This window comes from Paenibacillus sanfengchensis (genome assembly GCF_036864765.1).
Taxonomy (GTDB): Bacteria; Bacillota; Bacilli; order Paenibacillales; family Paenibacillaceae; genus Fontibacillus; species Fontibacillus sanfengchensis.
Genome location: NZ_JBAGJC010000016.1, coordinates 39,918 through 61,708, shown reverse-complemented (window position 1 = coordinate 61,708; position 21,791 = coordinate 39,918). Strand labels below are relative to the sequence as shown.

The following is a 21,791-nucleotide window of genomic DNA, read 5'->3' as shown; positions in this document are numbered from 1 at the left end:
GGGCTAGTTTATGAGTCATAGAACAAAGCATGTTGTTGTCGTTTTGCTTGTTGTTTTGCTGCTTGGCGGCCTGGTTCAGCTTGGTCGGGTACTGGCGCAAGGAGGCTTGCTCGGAGCTGCGCCAAAGCAGAGTTATGAGGAATGGTTAAATGAATTTGATGTCCACGACAAATTCCGGGCAGAGCTTGAACGTTTGCGCGGAGAACAGCACAGCCGACGTGACCTTATGGTCGCTTATACGTTTCTTTATTATCAATACGGGAAGATCGATGAACTGGAGCCTCTTGTGAAGCGGAAAGAGGGGGGAGATTCCTGGGCAAAAGTATTTGCGGATTCACTGAAGGATCACGATGGGTTCGTCCCCCGTACATACGATACGAAATACCTGGAGAGCCTGACATCCGCCGCCAATATCAGCGCAGACGATATTATGATTGCCGACCGGTTATCCTTCGTCACCGGCGAACCCATGGATTCTATGCTGTCTGCCAAGCTGGAAAGTGGAAAGAAGTGGAAGGATATCGCCGCGGAGTTGGGGATTGTTAACGGTTCTTCGGCACTTCCCCGCGTTGAAATAACGGCCGCACAACTGGAGAAATTCTCTACTACTACTTTTCCGCAAGAGAAAGTAGCCGAAGCGTTTGTACTGTCGCAGAAGGTCGGACTGAAGCCTCAAGAAGTAGTGTCCCAAATGAAGGCAGGCCGGACGCAGACGGATATTATGGCGAAAGCCTGGGCGGGGCGTTACTCGTCCTACTGATTATTTTTGGAGCATCGTATTAGAATTTGGAGGTGCTGCGGTTGAAGCGCTGGAGTGTAATGTTCTTATTTTTCATATTCTTAATGGCGGCGTTTGGCCAGGCGGCCTACGCGGAAAAGTTGGAAGATCAATTGAACAATCTGATCGGGCCCCAGCGGCAATATAATACGAAGCTGTCGCCCGTTTATTTGCGCACCCATACGGATGAGGAATCAATCAGCCCGCAAAGCGGGAATCTGTCGCTTGTGCAAACCGACTATATTCTTCCCGGGCGAAACGGACTTGATCTTGAGATCAAAAGAATATACAGCAGCGGAAATGCCAACCTTCACGAAATGAAGGTCAAATATGTCGAAGGTGCCTGGGTAGATTATGTGGAAGATATCGAAACGCCGACTTTTTACGAGGATCGATATAACCTTGGCATAGGCATGAGATTTTCTTTTCCGACGATTGAGATGAGAGAGAACGAAGACAAAACCACCCATAAGTTTTTGCATACGGAGAGCGGAGACGTTTACCGTTTGAAACCCTACACCATGAACGGCGAAACCGTATACATGCCGGACGGGCAGACGATTCAGGATGTAGTGGTTCGCGAGACGAACGAGTTCAACAACGGACAAAGCGACGGCGCCTCCAAATATGTGATGACCGGCAAGGATGGAAAGAAAACTTATTTCGACGGCGATGGGGTTATCCTAGGGATCGTGGACCGTTATGGAAATAAAATGGTGTTTGAAAGAACAAAGCTGGAATACAAAATTGACAACAAGACGATCACCAAGAAGCTCATCACCAAAATTACCGATTCCGTCGGTCGGGTGACGACCATTGAGTACAAAGAGGACGCTTCTTTTAAGGTCGGAAAGCTCGACAATAAAGGATACGGCGCAGATGAATCCTATAAAAATTCACAGAATCCGAACAACAGCGATTCCGGCGATCTTCAAGGCAAGTTCCAGGTCATCGTGCATCTTCCGAACGGAAAAAGTCTCGTTTACGACAAGACGGCCGCGTTGGTGAACAAGTCGAAGCAGGTGCTTCGGGCCCGGTTGCAGCGTGTTTATGACGTGGATGGATTGCCAAAATATCATTTTTGGTACGAGCAGTCCGATCTGGGATTTACGTTTATGAACAAAGAGAAGTATTCGGCTTTCATTCGCTATGAGAACCTGGCCCAAATCGATTATGTGAAGACAAACCGGATTTCCCGCTATATTTATGGTTCTGCCAAAAGAAATCTGAACGAGAAAGGAAGCATGGAGTACCGTAAAATTTTCGAGAAGCGGGAAATATCCAAAAAAGGCTATGATTCTTCCCAAAAGAAATTTGAGGATCGTTTTCTTACTGAAGTTAACGATAAAACAACCTATAGTTACAACAATGAAGCGGATGGCTATGGATTCGAGGGTTACAAAAAAGACGATTACAATTATTTGAAGGATACTTACCGTTATTTTACGGAGATGACCGATGCTCGCGGCAGCAAAGTGAAGTATACATATGACGGGCTGGATCAGTTGGTTACGACCGAACAGACAGGCAACGATCATAAGGAAGTCTCCAAAAATGAGCTTGATGATATGAAGCTTGTCAAGAAAACGGAAACCTTGATTTATGAGGTGAAGAGCGGTAAAGCCGAGAACAATCCCGTTCGTAAAATCGAGAATTACCGGTATGATCAATACGGCAATCTCACCAATTATACCGGTCCCGAAGCCAAGCGGAGTGAAAATGGAGAACCGTTGGATACGGAACATACTGTCGTTTATACATATGCCTATGATAAATTCCATGCGCTTACATCCAAGACGTGGAAGCAGGATCGGAATACGACGGTTCAAGATCGTTACGAAATTGACGATAAGGGCAATGTGGCCCGGGAGACGAAGGTCAATTCGGAGGATACCGGCCAATGGATTGTGACCGATTATACTTATGACGGGCACGGGAATGTATTGAGTAAATCGGTTCAATCGGCCGGCCAGACGTATACAACTTACTATGAGTATGGTGCCGACGCCGACGGACATGATGTAAAAGGTGCCTATTTGACGCGGGAATACCGCGTTCTTGAAGGTCAGCAGGCAGCAAAAAGGTATGCTTATGATTTCCGTACAGGCAATATGACAGCGGAGGTGGATGCCAGAGGGAATCGTACAGAGTATCAATATGATGCTCTGGAACGGCTGACGGCGACCATTCGCCCGGATGGCGGCAAGCAAACTTTCGCCTATGAGGAAGATGGGGATGCGAATATGAAAATTCGCCAAACGGATTTTGAGCAGAACGTCTTTCTTTACGAATATGACACTTTAGGATATCAGGTCAAGGAAAGCGTACGGAACTCCGCCGATCAGTGGACCGTTCTGTCTTCTGTCCGGTATGATTCCAAGCACAACAAAATTGAAGAAACGGATGCAACCGCCAACACCATCCGCTATGAGTATGACAGCGCCGATCAATTGATCAAGAAAGCGTATTACGATAAGAACGGGGCAGCCAAAGGAACAGTTAACGTTGAATACCGTACGGACTCTGCCGGCGATGCTCCTTTGCTGGTAACGATAACGGACGAAGAAGGGTATCCTCAGAAATTTTATTATGATATCATGGATCGCTTGATTCGCAAGGAAACAACGCCTGATCGAAGCAGTATCCTGAAGAGCCTATACGAATACGATTATACAGGTAATTTGATCAAGGAGACGGATGCAAGAAACCACTCCAAGCATTATCGGTATGACAGTATTGGCCGATTGCTGTCTGAGCAGGACGAATTGGGCAACACAACAGCCTATTCTTACAATGCACTGAATCAGATTCTGAAACAAGAGGAGCCCGGCGGGAAAATAACACTGAATGCCTTTGACGAGCTGGGGCGAGTGACGGAAAAACGGATTTCGGAGAAAGGCTCGGCCGATTATTTCTACGAAGCTTACGAATACGACTTGATCGGAAACGTCATTTCCTCGCAGAAGGGACAGTCGCTCGCCGGCAGCCGTCAGATTGCATCCGATACCGGGTACACCTATGATTCGCTTAACCGCCTCATCGGTGAAAATCCAAAGATGGACTCTTCCAGAATGGGGCATATTGCTCATGAATATGACAAGAACGGAAACCGGATCAAGACCATCCAATACGCGGATGCGGGGAAAAAAGGGTTCAGATTTAATACCTGGGTATACGATTATGCCGGACGTGTTACGGAAGAAACAGGTGGAACCTCGGGAACTCTACCGGAGGAAACCAAGGGCGTTTACGGCAGCTATCACCATATATATAAGCGGGATGCATCGGGCAATGTTGTGGAAGAGCAACGCTACAACGGTTCTTCTTTTGATACGATCATAATGGTTTACGATTATCGAAATCAGGTAATAGCAAGGTATGAACCGTACGGAGGCCAAGCGAAGGGCAAGAAAACACAGTTTAGCTACGACCGGGCCGGCCGGGTAATCGCCGAAACGCAGACCGTTCAAGGAACGGACGCGACGATGGGGTATACTTATGACGGGATGGGGAGACTTATCCGGAAGACTGATCCGCTGGGGAATGCCTGGAGATATGTTTATGATGCGAACGGAAATCAAACCAAGGAGATCGATCCGAGATATTCATCGTTGCCGGAAGAAAAGGCCCCGGGCATTGAACAAGAGTATGATTCGCTTGATCGGCTTGTTCGCACATCCGTTTTTGACGGACAAACCCGGACAGTGATTTCGTACAAGCACTACGATGGGCGCGACAACGTTGTACTGGAAGTGCAAGGCGAGGGATATAATGCTGCCGATCCGAACGCTTCTATCGGAAGCGTGTTCGAATATAACGCGCTTGATCGTCCGGTACAGATCATCTCTGCACAGACGGCTTCCGACAACCTGAAGACCGGATCCTTGTTATTTACCAAAAGGAATAAATACGACGGTGCCGGTAATCTGCTTGCGGAAACGGATGCCTTAGGAGCGACAACGAATTATTCTTATTATCTGAACGGTCTCCTGAAAGAGAAAGTGTTTGCGGACGGCAACAGCGAGACGTATGATTATGATTTGACCGGAAAGGTCTGGAAAAAGACGGTTGACCGCAATGGAGGCGTTACCAAGCAGTATCTGACCATCTTTGATCAGCCTGCTCGAATTGAATATCCCGATGGGACCTCCGAGAGCTTCTTCTATTCTCCCAAGGGTAAACTCGTTAGGAAGCTTGACCAGGCCGGAAACGAACAAAGAATGGAGTACGATGCCTCCGGTAATGTGACAACCAAGCTTGAGTTCGTATCCGTGAACGGCTCGCATAATCTGTACAAGCGGACCGAAATGAAATATGACGAAGCGAACCGCTTGCTTGAAACCGAAACCTTCCGTTTCGAGGAGCCGGCGGGTATGTCAGGAACTCCGGTAAAGACATCGACAGGCGACCGAGTTATGAACGTGTATGACAAAGCGGGGCGTTTAATTCGTTCCTCCGGACCGAATGGCCGAGAAACCCTTTTTGAGTATGACCGGACAAATCATGTTATTCTCAAGAAACAAAAAGTTTCGGACAATGATTATGATATGACCCGCTATGAGTATGATGTTCAAGGCAATCTCGTCGCCGAATCGCTCCTCGTACGCATGTCCGATTTGGCGCAGGAAGAGCTGGCGGGGGCCCAATTTGACGATGCTTATATTGATCGCGTTTTGTCGACAACCCGTTATATCTATAACAATAACGGCCAAGTGAAGAAACAGACCGATGCCAAAGGTCATGCGACGATGTTTGCTTACGATCTTGATAATCGTCTGATTCGTAAGACCGATGCTTTAAATGGAATTATTACTTATCGGTATAACGGCAATGGGCAACTTGTACAAGAGACCGACACGGCGGGGATGTCCAGGGTTTATGAATATGATGCGGTTAATCGTTTGATTCGTAAAAAGGAGCCGGCGGCCGACGGCTCTTCCGCGATTAGAAGATACGTCTACGACGCAAATGGAAATTTGATTAAAGAAATTGCTCCCAACCAATATAACTCGTCGTTGGACAGCGAGACTGCCGTCATGGGAATGGCCGGGGTTTCTTATAAATACGATTCGATGAATCGCCGTACAGTTACCTTTTCTCCGGAAGGGAAGGCGCTCGAATATGTGTCCTATGATGCGGTGGGGCGTGTAAACAAAATGGTTGATGGGCTGAGATACAAGGACAACAGTATTTCGGCATCGCCAGGAACCGAGATGGAATATGACGGTCTTGGGCGTAAAACGAAAGAAACCGATGCTTTAGGCGGTAGTGCCGTTTATAACTATGACATTTTGGATCATGTCATTCAAATTACGGATAAACGCGGACTCATTACCCGTTATAGCTATAATGCAGACGGTACCGTTTCGAAGATGACAAACGCCGATGGAGGCGTTGTCAAATATGCGTATGATCTTTTGGGACGTAAAATTTCGGAGATCAATCCGCTTGGCGTCCAAACACAGTATACCTACAACTCATTCGGTAAAGAAAAGGCCTTGACCGACGCTTATGGTCACACCACCGAATCGAAGTATGATCTTGCCGGCAACCTGTTGTCTTTTAAGGATAAACGGGGAAGCGTCAGCTTGTATAAATATGATGCGAAAAACCAATTAATTGAGAAGAAATCGCCCCTTGAAAAGGATGGCAGCGGAAATGCCGTTTATGCGGTAGAAACTTATTCGTACGATCCGGTTGGGCGTCTTCTGAAAGAAAGCCTCGCCGGCTCCAAAGATAAGTCGTTTCTTCGCGAGACGACCTACACTTATTATTCTAATGGGCTGGTACGGACCCGCTCGGACAATAGCGGAGCTTCGACAGAGACTTTCTACGACAGAAACGGCAATGTTGTCCGGACAGAGGCACCTCGTTCGGCAAACGAACGGGATATCGAAAAATTTGTCTATGACAGCTCAAATCGAATGATTCAACGAATCCGGCTTGTGGAAGAGCAGGCTCTGGATGCGGTCGTCGCCACGGGAGACAACCAGGATGCTGAAAATGCTGAAGTGGTAGAGCTTGCTACAGATTATGAGTACGATCTTCTCGGCAATCTGGTGAAGGAGACCGATGCGCGAGGCAGCGAAGTTTCTTATACGTATGATGCTTTGAACCGGTTATCTTCGAGGATACAAAAATGGGGTGGAGCGGATGCCGCAGTCAAGTATGATTACGATCCGGCCGGAAACCGTCTGTCGGAGACGAATGAACTGGGCTTCACCCAGCGTTACGCTTATGATGCGATGAACCGGGTGTCTTCGGTTACGGATGCCAAGGGTCATGAGTTGTCTTACGAATATGATGCGGCAGGCAATCAACTGTCGAAGACGGATGCCTTGGGCAACCGGACTTCTTTCGCTTATGACAAGCTTAATCGTCTGGTCTCGATAACGGATGCATATGAAACGATAACGGCACATTATGTCTACGACGCTACAGGAAACAAGATCAAGGATATAGATGCCAGAGGCTATCAGGCGGGAAGCTCGGATGATAGCCGTTACGGTGAAGTCTATGTTTATGATTTGGCCGGAAGGTTGGTCTCGAAGACGGATCGCGAGGGTTTCACAACAACCTATCGGTACAACCCGGCAGGGGAGCTTCTGAAAGAGACGAACGCACTGGGAGCTTCTTATACGTACGAATACGATAACGCAGGCCGACTGGTCAAGGTCACCGATCCGCTGGGCGTCAATGTGCTGTACAGCTACGACTTGGCCGGCAACAAGCTTGATATGACAGATGGAAGAGGGAAAGTTACCCGTTACGAGTACAGCTCCTTCGGCTTGCTCATCGGATTAATCAATCCGGACAACAAACGGATAAGTTACCGCTATGATCCGGCGTTAAATATTGCGGAGATGACCGACAAGAACGGCAACCATACCCGTTATACCTATGACAGTCGAAATCTGCTCCTGTCAAGAGTGGTGGATGAGACGGGAGACGCCGTCCATTTCACTTATGATAAAACGGGTAATCGCTTATCCATGACAGACGAAAGCGGAGTTACCCGATATGCCTATGATAAAAATAACCGGGTTACCGCCATATCCAGAGATGAAGCGGTACAAATTTCTTATACCTATGATGCCGTTGGCAATGTCGCTACGGTGAAAGACAAAAAGGGAAATACGACCACCTATACGTATGACAGGTCAAACCGGATGTCTTCCGTGGAATCGGAAGGGAATGTTTCAACATACACGTATGATTCAGGAGGAAACCGAACCTCCGTGACTTATGCGGGTGGTGTGAAGGAAACCTATACCTTTGACAAAAACAACCATTTGCTGACTTTGCAAAATTTGAAGCCCAATGGTTCACTGCTGTCCTCCTATACGTATACATATGACGGAGCAGGCCGACAGACGTCGAAGACGGACAGCTATGGCAAGACAAATTACACCTACGATGAGGCCGGACGGATTTTGAAGGTCGAGACGCCTGGAAAGACAACACTTTATGCTTACGACAAAAGCGGCAACCGTCTGACGGAATTAGAAACGTATACGTCCGAGCAGTCTAGCGGATATGTTGATCCGTCAAACGGGGGGAAAGTAATCTATCTCGTCAAGAAAAGTGAGTACGTTTATTCAAGCGCCAACGTTTTGCGGCAGCTCGTAGAGAAGATGCTGGATGCCGAGGGAAAAGAGACGTTGGAGAAGACAACCGTCTATTTATATGACGACAATGGTAATGAATTACGGCGGCAGGTAGGTTATATCCGACCACATAACCGTGACATGAAACAGGTGACCGGTGCCAATCCGCACGGTGACGGACTGACGAACGAGTTGTATGAGGTGTTTGAAAAAACAAGCAATACGTTTGACGGCTTCAACCGTCTGAAGCGCTCGGAGCGCATTCAGGGCGGAATCCGTTACAGCGTTGAGTACACCTATGACGGAGACGGACTCCGGACGCGGAAGCAATCCCGCAGCTCGAAGGAGGATAAGGCCGAGGTTACGAATTATCTCTACGACCGCCAATCCGTAATCCTGGAGACGGATGCCGAAGACCATGTATCGGTGAGTTATGTGCGAGGAATCAACTACATTGCCAGAATGGATGCTTCCTCGAAGGTGTCATACTTCCTGTTTAACGGTCATGGGGATGTCGTTCATACCGTCAGCGATAGCGGGGAGATGGAGAATCAGTACGATTACGATCCATTCGGGAATATCCTGCTAAGTGTTGAACAGTACGCCAGTTCGATACGTTATGCGGGTGAGTTCTACGATGCGGAGGTAGGCTTGTACTACTTACGGGCGAGATATTACGATCCGTACATTGGGCGGTTTACTTCGGAGGATACCTATAGAGGGCAGGATGATGACCCATTAAGCCTGAACTTATATACGTATGCGTTGAATGATCCGATAACTAACGTGGATCCGTACGGACATGCTGCGGTAACGCTGAGGGATCTGGCCAAAGCCACGGGGGCAAGTATGTCGTACAACTCCAAGACGAAGGTGACGACGGTGACCCTTTCATCGGGGGTGTCGGTGAACTTCAATACGAGCAGCAAATCGGATCAGAAGAGCAAAGGTTACAGCGTGCAGAACGGTCGGATTGTGCTAGACAATAAACAATATGACAAGCTGATGTCGCAATCGTATACGAAGGCAAAAAGCTCAGTTACAGGCGGTAAAGTAACGGTTAAATCCAAGGTCGAAACGGCGGTGGGAACCAATAACAAGATCGTATCGCACACGAAGGTGGAAAAGACCTATGATGTGAAGTCACCCGTGATAAAAGGGCTCACAAGTAAGTGGCCACTCACGGAAGAAAAGGCTAGTGTGCTGGATACGAAAACGCAGAAGATATCGGGTATTAATCTGGTAACCAATAAGGATTTGGTAACCAATAAAGAACTGACGAGGAGAAGTGCCCTGATCAAGAATATTACGAATGGATCGGGAGGAGCGATAGGGAGGCCTCAGGCGGCCGTCATCAGTTTGCTGCTGGAGCAAAGTAATGATTCCGTCAGTGAACATTTGAAAGCCAAATATAACGATATCGGAAAAGTTAGTGATAAAGATGACAAAAAGCTCCGGGGAAATAGTGAGCTCTACTCAGTAGCTCACCTGGTGAGCAATACTATAATGAACTCAGGAAAAGCACAAACGACTTCCGGCGATAACGACTTGAAGTCGTTCTACAAGTTGGTGTACCCGAAAAGAACTGATCAGGATTACCAAAACTTTAAAAAAATACTGTCAGGGTCCCAGAAGAATGATTTGGAATCAGAGATAAATGCCTTTTACAGCAAGGAGACGTTGCTGTACGGAGGATACTTGGACCAGGAAGAATATAGTGGCAAGTGGAAAACGGCCGAAGCAGTTCTAGAAGTGGCATTACCCGCCGCTGGATTTGGTCTATCGAAGGGGATTGCCCGGTTTGGCTTTAAAGGAGCGGTTCGGAGTGTTCCTAAGGGGACGGGAGAAACTGCGCAGAATTCTGGTTCACTTAAACTGGATTTGCAATTATTTGCAAAGGGCAAGTTTCCTACTGGCTCTGTCAGCGGTAAAGATGTGGTGAAATTCCTGAAAAAAGATGGTTTTTCAGAAGTGAGTCAAAAGGGTAGTCATGTAAAACTAAATGGTCCGAATGGGGAAGTGGTAATAGTTCCTGTACACGGAGGTAAAGATTTACCAATTGGAACTCTTAATAGTATAAGGAAACAAGCAGGCTATAAATAAAGGAGTGATTAGGTGGTACAAAAGGAGTATGAGTATTGGGCAATTTTCCATTTTGCTGATGATGGGATATCTGTTAGCTTTCCGGATTTACCTGGATGTATTTCATGCGGCTACTCTTCAGAGGAAGCTATTCAAATGGCGAAAGAAGCGCTCATGTTGTATCTTGAGGATATGACAGAAGAGACTATCCCCAAACCAACTCAGATAAGCTCATCGACACTAACACCTTCGGAAAAAGTATATTTAATAAAAGTGAAGTTATAAATTGTTCAATTAACCTTGATTGGCTACACGCCTTTCAATGTTTCTTTTTAGTGGGGGCTACCCAGTGCCGAATGAATCGGGCGGCCAATTGTTGGAACTCACATAGCCACTTGAAAACATTCTTCTTATTGCTCGCCGCGCTACTTCAACAATAGCAGCATATGCGCGGCGGCGATTTCACGAGGAGCGAGATTTATTTGTGCTTGACTACATCCTGAGCGTCTTTCTGGATTTAATAATACATAGCCAGTTCTCTCGGCGGATGGGTGGATTGATTCGTGGAACCTCCCCGTAATCCGCCATCTGGCGACGAATTGGGCGTAGAACGTCAAGAAACCGTCTTAGTTGGGTGCTACTGTTCTGCCGTGATCGTTCGCCTGTTCTGCGGATAAAAATGGGGATTTGCCCGGTTTCTATCGCCTGTAACCACTCGGGTACCGGATTTTCGACATGCGATATGAATGAGAGCTATGGATGGATTTTATGGAAAACGTGACATACGGTCCTATGTGGGGAAATACAGGGACCTCCCATAGGAGCATGCGAGAATCGTTACTCTGTCGGGTACTTTACCGTACAAAAGCACCCAAGAGACCATTGTTTTCTTTATCACGTTAGTGCTTTAAATAAAAGGGGGTACGATATTCAGAAGTGAAGCTGAATTCACACCTGAACATCTAGCTCTCCTCTGAAGACCGAAGGAAAGGAAAGGGACGGAGCGAAGCGGAGTCTTCCGAGCGAAGCGAGGAGGTCACAAGCAGGAACGAGCAGCTTGAATATTCGTGGGCATCCTATGCCCATAGAAGCCTGGGCTGTTTTTAAAATATGGAGGATGGATGTGCTATGCTCCTCGCTAACGCTCGGAGGACTTCGCTTGCTCGTCCGCTATACGAGGTATCTGGTAATAATTGAAATGTGCTGATTTCTCGCTGTTCTCTGGATGGTCATATTCCCCACACGCCCCCGCTGGCGACGATATGGACGTAGAACGTCCCGTAGTCACTGACGGGGGCTTTTTGCGTATTCGGAAAGGCTTTAGCCAGCCCCTGATGATTCGCCCGTTACGCTTTGTTTAAACGGGCTGTAACCATACTCCTTCCCTCTCTCCTTATTGGATACACCGAGCGAAGTGAGGAGATTATTTTCCCAGCCACTACTTTTCATGTCAATCACATGGAGTACAGATGCATCCCCCTGGTTTATTTATGTTAAACGCCCCAATAGGGCGCTAAAAAACCGAGGAGGGCTTGGCGATGGGATATAACTGCCAGATGACGAGGATTGGAGATTGCCTGAGAGTGAAGATATTCGGACGGGAGTTACCTGAAGAAAGCGACCGTAAATCGAAAAGCCAACGTTACGCGGAGATTGAAGCGATTCACGCTGATCGCTCTCTGACGGACTTGCAGAAACGGGTCTATTCGGCGGTTTTAGAACCGCCGGATGAAGAGGAATGCGCGGTAAATCGCCCTGATCGAACGCCGAAGCCGGGGACACTCCGGTTAGCGGAACGTGAAAGGTTCTGCCACCTGATGGATCAGAACTTTAGCCTAGGTCACAAGTTCATTACGCTCACCTAACGAGAAGCCGGATGTGACGCTGGATGAAGCGGCGAAGGACTATGAGAACTGGGTGAAGCGGATGCGTGAGCGGTACGGGGATTTCAAGTATCTCGCTGTTCGCTCCTTTCAGCAACGCGGCACGCTTCATTTCCACCTGCTAACTGATCTGCCGAATATTCCGAGAGCTGAACTGGCGGATGGAACGATTCGGGACATCTGGGGACTGGGAAGCGTCGAATTGAAACGAATCTACAGTCTGCCGATGGTGGAACGCCGAAACAAGCTGAAGCTTGACCTAATCAAGAATCTGCGGGATTTTAAGGCGGATGAACGCTCCTATGGAAAGCGCCTGTTCCTCAAGAGTAAGAACCTGATTGTCCCGAGGACGGTAAAAGGTGACTTTGATGAGATGATGGCGAAGTTGAAGGAGAGCGGGTATGTACCGGAGTTTGTGGAATCCCGTCAGTTTCCGGTGGAGTACATAAACTATATCCAGCTAGAAACGTACCACTTGAGGAAATAAAGGATGCCTTTATAACGTTACCGCATTAAAGCTAATAAGACCCTTGTTCCCACTGTGGGCGAGCTGAATAAAGGTGGTGTGACTTTAATTTTGAAATGAAAATTACCATTTGAGCTTTCGATTACCAATAACCCCCTGCCTCGACTGTGGGGAGGCTGAATAAAGGTCACCACACTTTAATTTTGGAATGAAATGATGCTTGAACTCCCCCACACTCGCGTACTATGATTGCTTCGATCAATAATTACCAAAAAATAGTAACCTAAATTAGGGGTTCGGTTACGGTAATTTTAATTATCGTTGCGATAGGGGGAGTTACGGTTGAACGTGATTGGTTATATTCGCGTATCGACGCAAGGGCAAGCGAAGGAAGGCTACAGTCTCACGTATCAGCGAGATGAGATCGAAGCGTACTGCGTCGCACAGGGTTGGAACTTGTTGCATGTGTATGAGGATGCCGGGATTAGAGGTGCGGAAGTAGACGAAGAAGCGCTGGAAGTCGAGCGGGAGGGCTTTCGGGATATGCTCGAAGCGCTGCCGGATGGCGGGGTGAGCTATGTGCTCGTACTAAATACGAACCGCTTGTGGCGTAGTGATATCGTGAAAGTGCTTGTTCACCGGGAGTTAAAGCGCTATAGCGTGGACGTAAAGAGTATCGAGCAGCCGACATACAGTATCCACCGGAAAGACCCGAGTGACTTCCTGATTAACGGGCTGATGGGAACTGCTCGATCAGTACCAGCGACTAGAGATTGCCCTGAAACTGGGGCGTGGAAGAATGAAGAAGGCACAGCAGGGCGGTTATGCCGGAGGACGCGCTGCGTTCGGTTATACGGCGAAGAAAGGACGGAAAGTAATCGAAGTAAACCCGCTCCAGGCATCGGCTGTGAAGCGGCTGTTTGAACTAAGGAAACGAAACCCAAGCATGACGCTGGCTGAGACAGCGCGACGGCTAAACGCCGAAGGATATACGACCCAGCAAGGCAAGCTGTTTACAAAGGTGCAAGTCAAGCGAATCCTTGACCGGAAAGAGCTTTATCAAGGCATGGTGTGCTATGGCAGCGTGAAGGTCACTGGGCTGCACGAAGCGATTCTTTGAGTCGGTGGTGGCGGATGAAGGAGATGGAGCGCTACGACCGTTGTGTTAAGGAGGAAGATTGGTATCTGGAACGACTGAAAACGCTGCGTGCCAGTACGCGATATTCGATCATATGTACCGCTATGGCGAGCGGTTCAAGATAAGCTGACGGCGGAGGATGTGCTGATCGTCATCGATCAATTGGAAGACGCGGTAAGATTGGAATTGCTTCATGTGCGACTTGGAAAGCCTGCCTGGCCTATGTGCTGAATTCGAACAAAACTAAATAGCTGACTGATGGAACGTGATGGGAATGAGATTTTGCTAACGTGTCTTTGCGGCTCGTCCGCTCGAACTGAGGATGCAAACTCATTGATCATAACGTTTCAAGCCGTCCGATGGGACGGTTATTCATGGGCTAGAGGTTGGCTTACGTTCCGTTGTGGCGTGTCCGCTTGTGCTAAGAATGCCTCTCCAGCATAGTAGTTGTCTCATCTCTATACGAGGAGTGAAACGAAGATGATTCAACCCGATAGATTGATCTATGTAGGCGTAGACCTGCACAAGCAGCATCATACTGCTGTCATGATTGACTGCTGGAGTAAGAAGCTGGGGGAAATCCGGTTCGACAACAAGCCGTCCGCCTTCCCCTTGCTTGTGAAGGAAGTGAAGAAACATACAAAGAAAGGCATGTCCGTTGTATACGGCTTGGAAGACGTGGGGGGATTCGGTAGAGCGCTTGCTGTTTATTTAACCGAAAGCGGCTGTTCAGTAAAGGAAGTGAATGCGAAGCTGGCGAATAACCGCCGTAAGAGTCACGTCACGGTTCAGAAATCCGATAGCTGGGATGCGGAATGCGTGGCGAAGGTACTGCGGGATGAACTGCCAAATCTGCCGGATGCGAAGCCGATTGACCTGTACTGGGCGATTAGCCAGCTTGTCACCCAGCGTAAATGGCAGGCCAAGAGCTTGTCGGGCATGGTGAAGAGGCTTCATCAGCAGCTTGGTTATCACTATCCGAGCTATAAAGCGTTCTTCTCCGAGATCGATGGGAAGACGGCGTTGGCCTTCTGGCATAAGTATCCTTCGCCAGTCCACCTGAACGGTGTGACGTTGGATGAACTGGCGACGTTCCTGCGGAAGCTGAGCAACTACGCACTCTCGACGAAGAAAGCGGATCAGATACTGACACTTATTGCGGAGGATGGCGATACGACGCGGGACTTTCAAGAGAAGCGCAATTTTATCGTGAAAGGGCTTGTGCGAAATATTCGCTTTTATGGGCGTGAACTGAGCCGTATAGAGAAGGAGATCGCAAGCCTAATGAAAGAGCTTGGCTTTCAGCTGGAGACTATGACGGGAATCGACTTGGTATTGGCTGCGGAGCTGGTGGCGGAGATTGGTGATATTCACCGCTTCGCTACTCCGGATAAGCTAGCGAGATTTGCGGGAGTAGCGCCGATAGCTGTAGGGTCGGGAAACAAGCACCGTCATTACAAGAGTAAGCAGGGCAACCGGGAACTGCATGATATTCTGAAAGCTCTCGCTATCCGACAGATCGCGGTAACTAGAACGAAGAAGGAACCTCGTAACCCCTACTTCCATGCGTACTACGAGCGAAGGATGGCGGAGGGGAAGACGAAGCAGCAAGCCATCGTCTGTATCATGCGGAAGCTAGTGAATATAGTCCATTACCTGATGCGGACGAAGGCGGCTTATGTGATACCGACAGTGCCTGAGAAGGACGCTGGGTGATATAATGGGAAAAGGCGGTAAAGAAGGTTTTATCGCCTAAATTCCCAGTTAGTAAGGCTTTATTAATTAGGATACGTATGAGGGGGAGCTTACAGAACCGCTAACATTAAACTTGTATACGTATGTCGTAAATAATCCATTAATATATACGGATTCAACGGGACATGATCATCGTGTGGATGGTGGCGGCAGTGGAGGCGGGGGAAATATTCGAGTCCCCAAATGGGTCACCTGGCCAAATGGAACGAGCAGTAAATCAAAAATAAAGCCAACTCCCACACCCAAGTCTCAAGTAAAGCCCACTACGAATCCTACAGTTAAAAATGACTTTTCGAATACAAAACTTCAAAAAGAAATATTAAATGAAAAGGCATACTATCGGGCGAAAGTTAGAGCTAAGTCTGAGGGGACGGGTGATGCTCCAGTTCCTACAAAGCCGGGTGGGGGAAGCAATCCTAGTGATTTTGTTAACCCACACTCTGAAAAGCATATGTATGACCCAAGTAGGCCATCAACTCCAAATCGTTCACAATATGGTGAAGATGTTGATGTTGGGAAATTAAGACAAGAAACAATGACTAATCCTGATAAAGCATATTCAAACTGGCCAAATCCTAATAACCCTAATACGCAAAGAATAACCAAGTATTATAAAGAGTTTGACGGGAACATTAGTACACCTGACACTCCGACAGGAAGTCATCGAGTCTTTGAAAACTTGGATGACCTTACAAGAAGTTCCCACTTCCCTTATGTTCCAAGAAAATAAATATTGGTGGTGTTAAGATGAATGGCATGCTATATCATGCTTACTTGCCCGAAGGTCATGAACATTATGTTTCCAAGGAAGTGATAATGTCGGGCGGTATAAACCATACAACAAAATCAAATAACCGATACAGCAATGGTGGCAGGGTTAAACTTGATGTAACTGAACGGTTTAGACCTTTGAATACACCAAATTGGGTTGATTTTAGAGAAGCAATCGGTGTTGATATGGTTAATCGGTTTACAAGGTCATTTTGCTTTCCTGAATTTACAAGTGAAATCTTAGTCTTTGATGGGGATATTTCTTTATCCATTTATGACCAAGCGTTTTATGAGGATTTGAAGGATACTGATGAGGAAGCACTTAATTTTGATACAGGCGAAAGTTTAGAACACTGGGTAAAACTGTATTGGGATAGTTTGATGACACTTGATGAATACAAAGGAAAGAAACCCTATCCTAAACCGGAAGTATTGGTTTTTGAACCAGTTCCTAAAGAGATTATCCAAGTATGTGAAGAATAAATAATGTCGACCTTGATTGGCTTCATGCCTTTCAAGGTTTCTTCTTTTGGAGGGGGTGGGTGACGAACGAACCTAACATTCAACCAATAGCACGAATAACCCATGTAATAGCTGTATAAAGATTTCGTCATTTCGGTTGTACGTACGTAAAGGCTTGAATTTTATACCCTAAGCAACGCTATTCCGTTACGTTGAACAGGTCGATTATGGTCAGATACCACCGTGATTGACCTGTTTTTTGTTATCTTCGTTTTCTCACAGGTTTTTGAAAATAATCGCAACTTTGCGAATACCTACCTCGATGGATATAGTGTCGAGAGCATCGCAACAATTTCGTAGGATAGTCCGACCACTATATTGTCAGGACTTAACTGAACAAACGGGAAGGTCATGTGTGAAAGGCTAGCCACCGAATCCCTCATTCCTATAATACAAGCGGCAAAACCGTCAAAAGTTTTGCTGGGTGGGGGAACGCATGAATAACGTACAACTTTCCGTCGATAAAATCGCTGTTGAATACCATGGAGTGACGGTCAATTTCTACAATCAACTGGCACTTTCATTTCGAGATTGGTTTGATATTGAGCCTGCCATACCATACAAGGGCTATGTCTATCATTGGAATCTAGCCCTTGATGATGCGTACCTGTACTTACGGTATCAACCTTGGTGGCAGAAGAAGTCAAGAAAGTACAGTCTTCGAATTGAAACCCATCCTGACCACTTAGTAAAGTTTCAACGGTTGCTTGATGCTCTGTATAGCCACGCGCAGAAGGTTTCCTTCTCTCGATGTGAATTGGCATACGATATTCCGTATCCGATGAATAATGCTTTCATTGCATCCAATACGGGGCGGAATATGAATGTCTATGAGGGAACTCGATACTATGGTCGGAAATTCGAAAGCAAAGACCATGCGTTTTGCCGTAATTCACGCTGGCGATGCCACAAATTAAAAAAATATTGCAACAGGTAGCCAAAGCAAGATTATTATGGAAAATCCTTATGGTTATGATCCTTTAAACCCTGAGATTTTACGGGTATTGCAAGAGGGAGGTACAATTGAAGTGACTGGGTCAAATGCAAACAGATTTTTTAATTCCATCCCCAGCAAAGCAAAAGAACTAGGTTTTCAAATAACTACTAATACTGTTCCTAATGTTGGACAATTTACTTATTCTAATGGGCAAGTGATACCAACAAGCAGAACATTTGAATTTATACAGTATATACTACAAAAATAGGAGGCGAACATGAATATCACATTGGATATTACTAAGAGATTTAATACACTTGTTAATCATGACAGTTTCTTTGACTTTGCTGCTATGAATCCAGTATTGTTTTTAAATTTTCCAAATGATATTCGTGGGAATTACGATCTTGAGCTTATGAATTTTGGACTTAATATCAGTAAAGAAATGGAACAGGAATTCATCAAGCATACTCCTTATTTTGACGATATTGTAAAATGTGAGTATGCCTATAAAAGTTTGGTCATCTTTGGGAAGGCAAAATTCACCTTTACTGAAATAAAAGGTGCAGACATACGGCTTTGCGACACAGGTGAAGTTGCAGAAAGCAGAGCATTGTACTATACGTGGCCCTATGAAGTCACGAAAGGCGATTATCAATTTTTATGTGGAGGACACTCACCATTTTCGCCTCATTATTTATTGTTGTATCTAATTGCTGATAGTAATACTAGAGCTACTATAACTTTTTCATCAAACAATTTTATACTCTTGGATTCACATTCAATTGAACTCGAGGAGTTCGCTTCTAGCAAACAGGCACCTTTTAGCTTTAAAGAAAATGTGACTGGCAAACATTTTTTGAGTAATTGTACAGCCATTCCAGGAAAAATGTTTGACTTTGATTTTCGGAACAAATATTTTGAAACTGTCTTTAAAGAGGGCTTTCATACTACAGTAGCGATTAAAAATGAAAAATAGTAAATACAACTTAGGTGACGAAAAAGATTCCATTAAAAGTAAACTAAGTAATGTTATAGTGAGGTGAACAGCTAAATATGGAAACTTTGTTTTTTAATTCACAATTGGCGATAGGGGAAGTAGTTCCGTTGATTTTTAAACATCTCAATGTTCAAAATGTGGCAGAAGGGGAGAACAGTTCATATCTGAATGAAATGTACTTTTCAGGTAGTGTTATCGGACTTGATATTAGGATTTCTGAAAACAATTACGATTACGAAGATAAATTTAATTATATGATTAGTATTAAAAAGTCTATTGGGACAGTTACTACTTAGGTACAACATCTTGGTTCGAGAACACCAAAACCTGCAGCATCTTGTGGTTTTCTATGCACAACGGGGAGAGTTGGAGGACCATTTACAGGCGTTTTGGCGACTTGAAATCAACATATGGTGCCGGAGTGACGGTTTAACGCTAAATCCACAATATAGGTACCTAAGTAGTAACATTGGGACAAGGCTAAAGAGCGAAGATGGGCTCTATTCTGTAGCAGAAATTGTCGCATCAGTAATCACAATGAGGTTGAATATAGAGGTAGCACTAGAGGGCCTACAAAGAGAAACCGAACCCAGATCATTACTGTTGTTCCGAAATAATGGCGGTGATTTATCAGTTCAGAAAGCTATCTCTTAATGTATTCTTCGGTGCAACTGTATCTTAGTGTTTAATTAGAGAAAGGGAAGCAAAAGTCCTCAATGTTGCTCCTAGAGCTCCCTAATCAAGATTGCTTACAGCCTGATCATAGCAGTAATCTCGTAATCCCAGTCACGCACACTGGTGTAGCTTTACTGCGAGGACATCACACCATTATTCAAGCAACAATCGTTTTGATGGGTAGGGGAAACACATGAATAACGTCTGACTTTCCAATGATAAGCTTTTTGTCGAATATCACAGAGTAAGCTTATAAAGTTGGTGATAATGGAGTAACTGTTAAATTCCCCGGCGAGTCAACGAGACCATATGTAAAGTCAAATGGCACTACTTCTCTTATTGATGAAATAATGAGTGCCAAAAAACCAATTCCTGATCCAGGGGGATTACCCAATGGAGTAAGGTGGGATGTTCAAGGAGCATATAATGGTAAAAGTGGGGTATGGGAGCTTGTGATCGATAAGGATACAAATACAATAGTTCATTTTCTATTCAACTCCAAGAAATAGGAAGTGGTGAGTTAATGAAATTTAAATCAACTGAAGATGTAAAAATGATAGTCGGCGAATTAATTTATACAAAAGATGATTATTCCTTTGACTTTGAACCTAACGTAAGTGCCGATTTTGCAATATTAATCGGGTATATTAATATAACCTTCGACTCTACAAGCAAAACGGCAAAACAAATATGGGGTTGTAATCCTTACTTGGGTTGGGCAAATAGGATATTGACTCCGCCAAAAGCAAAACAGCTAGGACTAATGATACAAGAAGAAATTGAATCTGGGGATGTATTAAGATTAGTTGAAGCTGGTGAATGGGAAACCTATTTCGATGAAAAGAGTGGGTGGGTTTGTATAGGGGATGTTTCAACCTTAGACACAGATGATGCAATTGAGTTTGCAAGAGGTATAGTAGTTGTATTGCAAAATGGGTTTATAAAGTCTTTGTGGTTAAGACCCAAAATTATGCAAAACGAAGTAAGTGAAAAAGAATGATATGAAAATTAAAATGAGCTATTAATTGGACAATGTTGTTATATAAGTATTTGTCCTACCCGGTAAACCGTGAAAGGGGAGCCGGGTTGAATTTGTGTTTGACCCTAAAACGAATGCTTTCGCTGTCGGCAAACCTAACAGTAGCTCCTTTACTGGATCACCACACCAAAAGTTAGCTGAAACAATAAATGCTGATTATAAAACTGTAGTGGGTGGTATGTTTAATAGAGGGACTAAAGGAGAAATATTAACTACTGAAAATAGTGGTCATTATGGTCAGAACTGGACTGCTGAAGTGAGAAAACAATTTGAAGAGGTAATGAGGAATTACGGATTGCCTGTAAAACATGAAGTATGGGGTATGTAAACTATGAACAATCATTTGAAATTACTAATTAAAAGTCACGTACCATTTGACAAAATAAAAATTTCTTATATGGTAAACACCGACATAAAAGTAAATTGGTTTCCGCTTATGTCATTTGGAGAACATAAAACAGTCATTGGACTATCCACTGATGCTCATTGGGTAATTAACGATAAGCAAGGAATAAGGATACTAGATGAATCCTGGAAATTTCTTCGCTTATTAGTATTATTAGAACAACCAAGCAATACAGTCCATAACTCTTTAAAGGAAGCCCTAGCCAGCTACAATATAATTGTTAATGTAGAGGATGTCTTTCCTTTTATTGAAGTTGTAAAAATTGGTTTTGAACAAAAATCAGACTATTGGGTAGAACTAGCATTAAACTGGTTTGAAGAATTGTCTTCAATTCAACAAAGTGAACCATTGGATTCCTTGTATAAAATTGTAAATGCACATTGGGCTTCACAAAAGTTACGTCATAGAGTAAGAAAGATGATAAGGAACATTGAACAAAAATAGTTATTTTTCAAACCTTGATTGGCTTCGTGCCTTTCAAGGTTTTTCTTTGGTGGGGGTTGCTCAGTGCGTGAAGTTATTCATCCAACAACGGTTATAATTCATGTAATACCTGTATACACCTCTGCGATCCAAGCTTATCTTCGGTGGAGAAAACAAGAACAAACGTCATAGAGCTATCTTACGTGAGCAAAACAAGGTCAAGGTTGTCTGATGAGGCACTAGCTTGTATAGAGCTGTTGGCCCAAAGGAATTCTATGAGGTAATGGAGACCGACAAGTTTAATGTAAT

Annotated in this window: 14 protein-coding genes and 2 pseudogenes; all 16 read left to right on the top strand. The window is 45.2% G+C overall.

All coding sequences use genetic code 11. The features are described from left to right. Window positions 1-10 precede the first annotated feature (10 nt). Window positions 11-760: a hypothetical protein gene (locus tag V4U84_RS23130; protein WP_334078046.1), complete on the top strand. Its 750-nt coding sequence runs from the start codon at window positions 11-13 to the stop codon at window positions 758-760. Window positions 761-801: 41 nt separating this feature from the next. Beyond that, window positions 802-10,488, top strand: coding sequence for an RHS repeat-associated core domain-containing protein (locus V4U84_RS23125; protein WP_334078045.1), 9,687 nt, complete (start codon window positions 802-804; stop codon window positions 10,486-10,488). A gap of 12 nt (window positions 10,489-10,500) precedes the next feature. After that, entirely contained in the window at window positions 10,501-10,752 is a 252-nt protein-coding gene (locus V4U84_RS23120) for a type II toxin-antitoxin system HicB family antitoxin (RefSeq protein ID WP_334075559.1), read from the top strand. Window positions 10,753-12,005: 1,253 nt separating this feature from the next. Next, window positions 12,006-12,332, top strand: coding sequence for a hypothetical protein (locus V4U84_RS23115; protein ID WP_334078044.1), 327 nt, complete (start codon window positions 12,006-12,008; stop codon window positions 12,330-12,332). Between the two features lie 13 nt (window positions 12,333-12,345). Next, window positions 12,346-12,837, top strand: coding sequence for a rolling circle replication-associated protein (locus V4U84_RS23110; protein WP_334075557.1), 492 nt, complete (start codon window positions 12,346-12,348; stop codon window positions 12,835-12,837). Window positions 12,838-13,158: 321 nt separating this feature from the next. Then, window positions 13,159-13,936, top strand: a pseudogene (locus V4U84_RS23105) (recombinase family protein). A 498-nt stretch (window positions 13,937-14,434) separates the two neighbouring features. Continuing rightward, the gene (locus V4U84_RS23100) at window positions 14,435-15,670 is read left to right on the top strand and encodes an IS110 family RNA-guided transposase (protein ID WP_334075555.1); all 1,236 of its coding nucleotides are present in this window, start codon (window positions 14,435-14,437) and stop codon (window positions 15,668-15,670) included. Window positions 15,671-15,845: 175 nt separating this feature from the next. After that, window positions 15,846-16,439 carry a hypothetical protein gene (locus V4U84_RS23095; protein WP_334078043.1) on the top strand — a complete coding sequence of 198 codons (594 nt, stop codon included), beginning with the start codon at window positions 15,846-15,848 and terminating at the stop codon, window positions 16,437-16,439. Between the two features lie 17 nt (window positions 16,440-16,456). Next, window positions 16,457-16,963: a DNA polymerase III gene (locus V4U84_RS23090; protein ID WP_334075553.1), complete on the top strand. Its 507-nt coding sequence runs from the start codon at window positions 16,457-16,459 to the stop codon at window positions 16,961-16,963. A gap of 475 nt (window positions 16,964-17,438) precedes the next feature. Next, window positions 17,439-17,939: a hypothetical protein gene (locus V4U84_RS23085; RefSeq protein ID WP_334075552.1), complete on the top strand. Its 501-nt coding sequence runs from the start codon at window positions 17,439-17,441 to the stop codon at window positions 17,937-17,939. A gap of 16 nt (window positions 17,940-17,955) precedes the next feature. Next, window positions 17,956-18,207 carry a hypothetical protein gene (locus tag V4U84_RS23080; RefSeq protein ID WP_334075551.1) on the top strand — a complete coding sequence of 84 codons (252 nt, stop codon included), beginning with the start codon at window positions 17,956-17,958 and terminating at the stop codon, window positions 18,205-18,207. 9 nt (window positions 18,208-18,216) lie between these two features. Continuing rightward, window positions 18,217-18,918, top strand: coding sequence for a hypothetical protein (locus tag V4U84_RS23075; protein WP_334075550.1), 702 nt, complete (start codon window positions 18,217-18,219; stop codon window positions 18,916-18,918). A gap of 77 nt (window positions 18,919-18,995) precedes the next feature. After that, window positions 18,996-19,235: a hypothetical protein gene (locus tag V4U84_RS23070; RefSeq protein WP_334075549.1), complete on the top strand. Its 240-nt coding sequence runs from the start codon at window positions 18,996-18,998 to the stop codon at window positions 19,233-19,235. Window positions 19,236-20,137: 902 nt separating this feature from the next. Beyond that, a complete protein-coding gene (locus tag V4U84_RS23065) occupies window positions 20,138-20,614 on the top strand; it encodes a hypothetical protein (protein ID WP_334075548.1) in 477 nt (158 codons plus the stop codon). Window positions 20,615-20,702: 88 nt separating this feature from the next. Then, window positions 20,703-20,981: pseudogene (locus V4U84_RS23060) on the top strand (polymorphic toxin type 43 domain-containing protein); the annotation flags it as partial. Between the two features lie 3 nt (window positions 20,982-20,984). After that, window positions 20,985-21,503: a hypothetical protein gene (locus V4U84_RS23055; protein ID WP_334075547.1), complete on the top strand. Its 519-nt coding sequence runs from the start codon at window positions 20,985-20,987 to the stop codon at window positions 21,501-21,503. Window positions 21,504-21,791 lie beyond the last annotated feature (288 nt).

What these genes read in the sequence shown, in the direction of transcription:
- V4U84_RS23065 (WP_334075548.1), top strand. Translation starts at nt 20,138, where the DNA reads ATGAAATTTAAATCAACTGAAGATGTAAAAATGATAGTCGGCGAATTA.
- V4U84_RS23085 (WP_334075552.1), top strand. Translation starts at nt 17,439, where the DNA reads ATGAATAACGTACAACTTTCCGTCGATAAAATCGCTGTTGAATACCAT.
- V4U84_RS23130 (WP_334078046.1), top strand. Translation starts at nt 11, where the DNA reads ATGAGTCATAGAACAAAGCATGTTGTTGTCGTTTTGCTTGTTGTTTTG.
- V4U84_RS23055 (WP_334075547.1), top strand. Translation starts at nt 20,985, where the DNA reads ATGAACAATCATTTGAAATTACTAATTAAAAGTCACGTACCATTTGAC.
- V4U84_RS23080 (WP_334075551.1), top strand. Translation starts at nt 17,956, where the DNA reads ATGGAAAATCCTTATGGTTATGATCCTTTAAACCCTGAGATTTTACGG.
- V4U84_RS23100 (WP_334075555.1), top strand. Translation starts at nt 14,435, where the DNA reads ATGATTCAACCCGATAGATTGATCTATGTAGGCGTAGACCTGCACAAG.
- V4U84_RS23090 (WP_334075553.1), top strand. Translation starts at nt 16,457, where the DNA reads ATGAATGGCATGCTATATCATGCTTACTTGCCCGAAGGTCATGAACAT.
- V4U84_RS23075 (WP_334075550.1), top strand. Translation starts at nt 18,217, where the DNA reads ATGAATATCACATTGGATATTACTAAGAGATTTAATACACTTGTTAAT.
- V4U84_RS23070 (WP_334075549.1), top strand. Translation starts at nt 18,996, where the DNA reads ATGGAAACTTTGTTTTTTAATTCACAATTGGCGATAGGGGAAGTAGTT.
- V4U84_RS23115 (WP_334078044.1), top strand. Translation starts at nt 12,006, where the DNA reads ATGGGATATAACTGCCAGATGACGAGGATTGGAGATTGCCTGAGAGTG.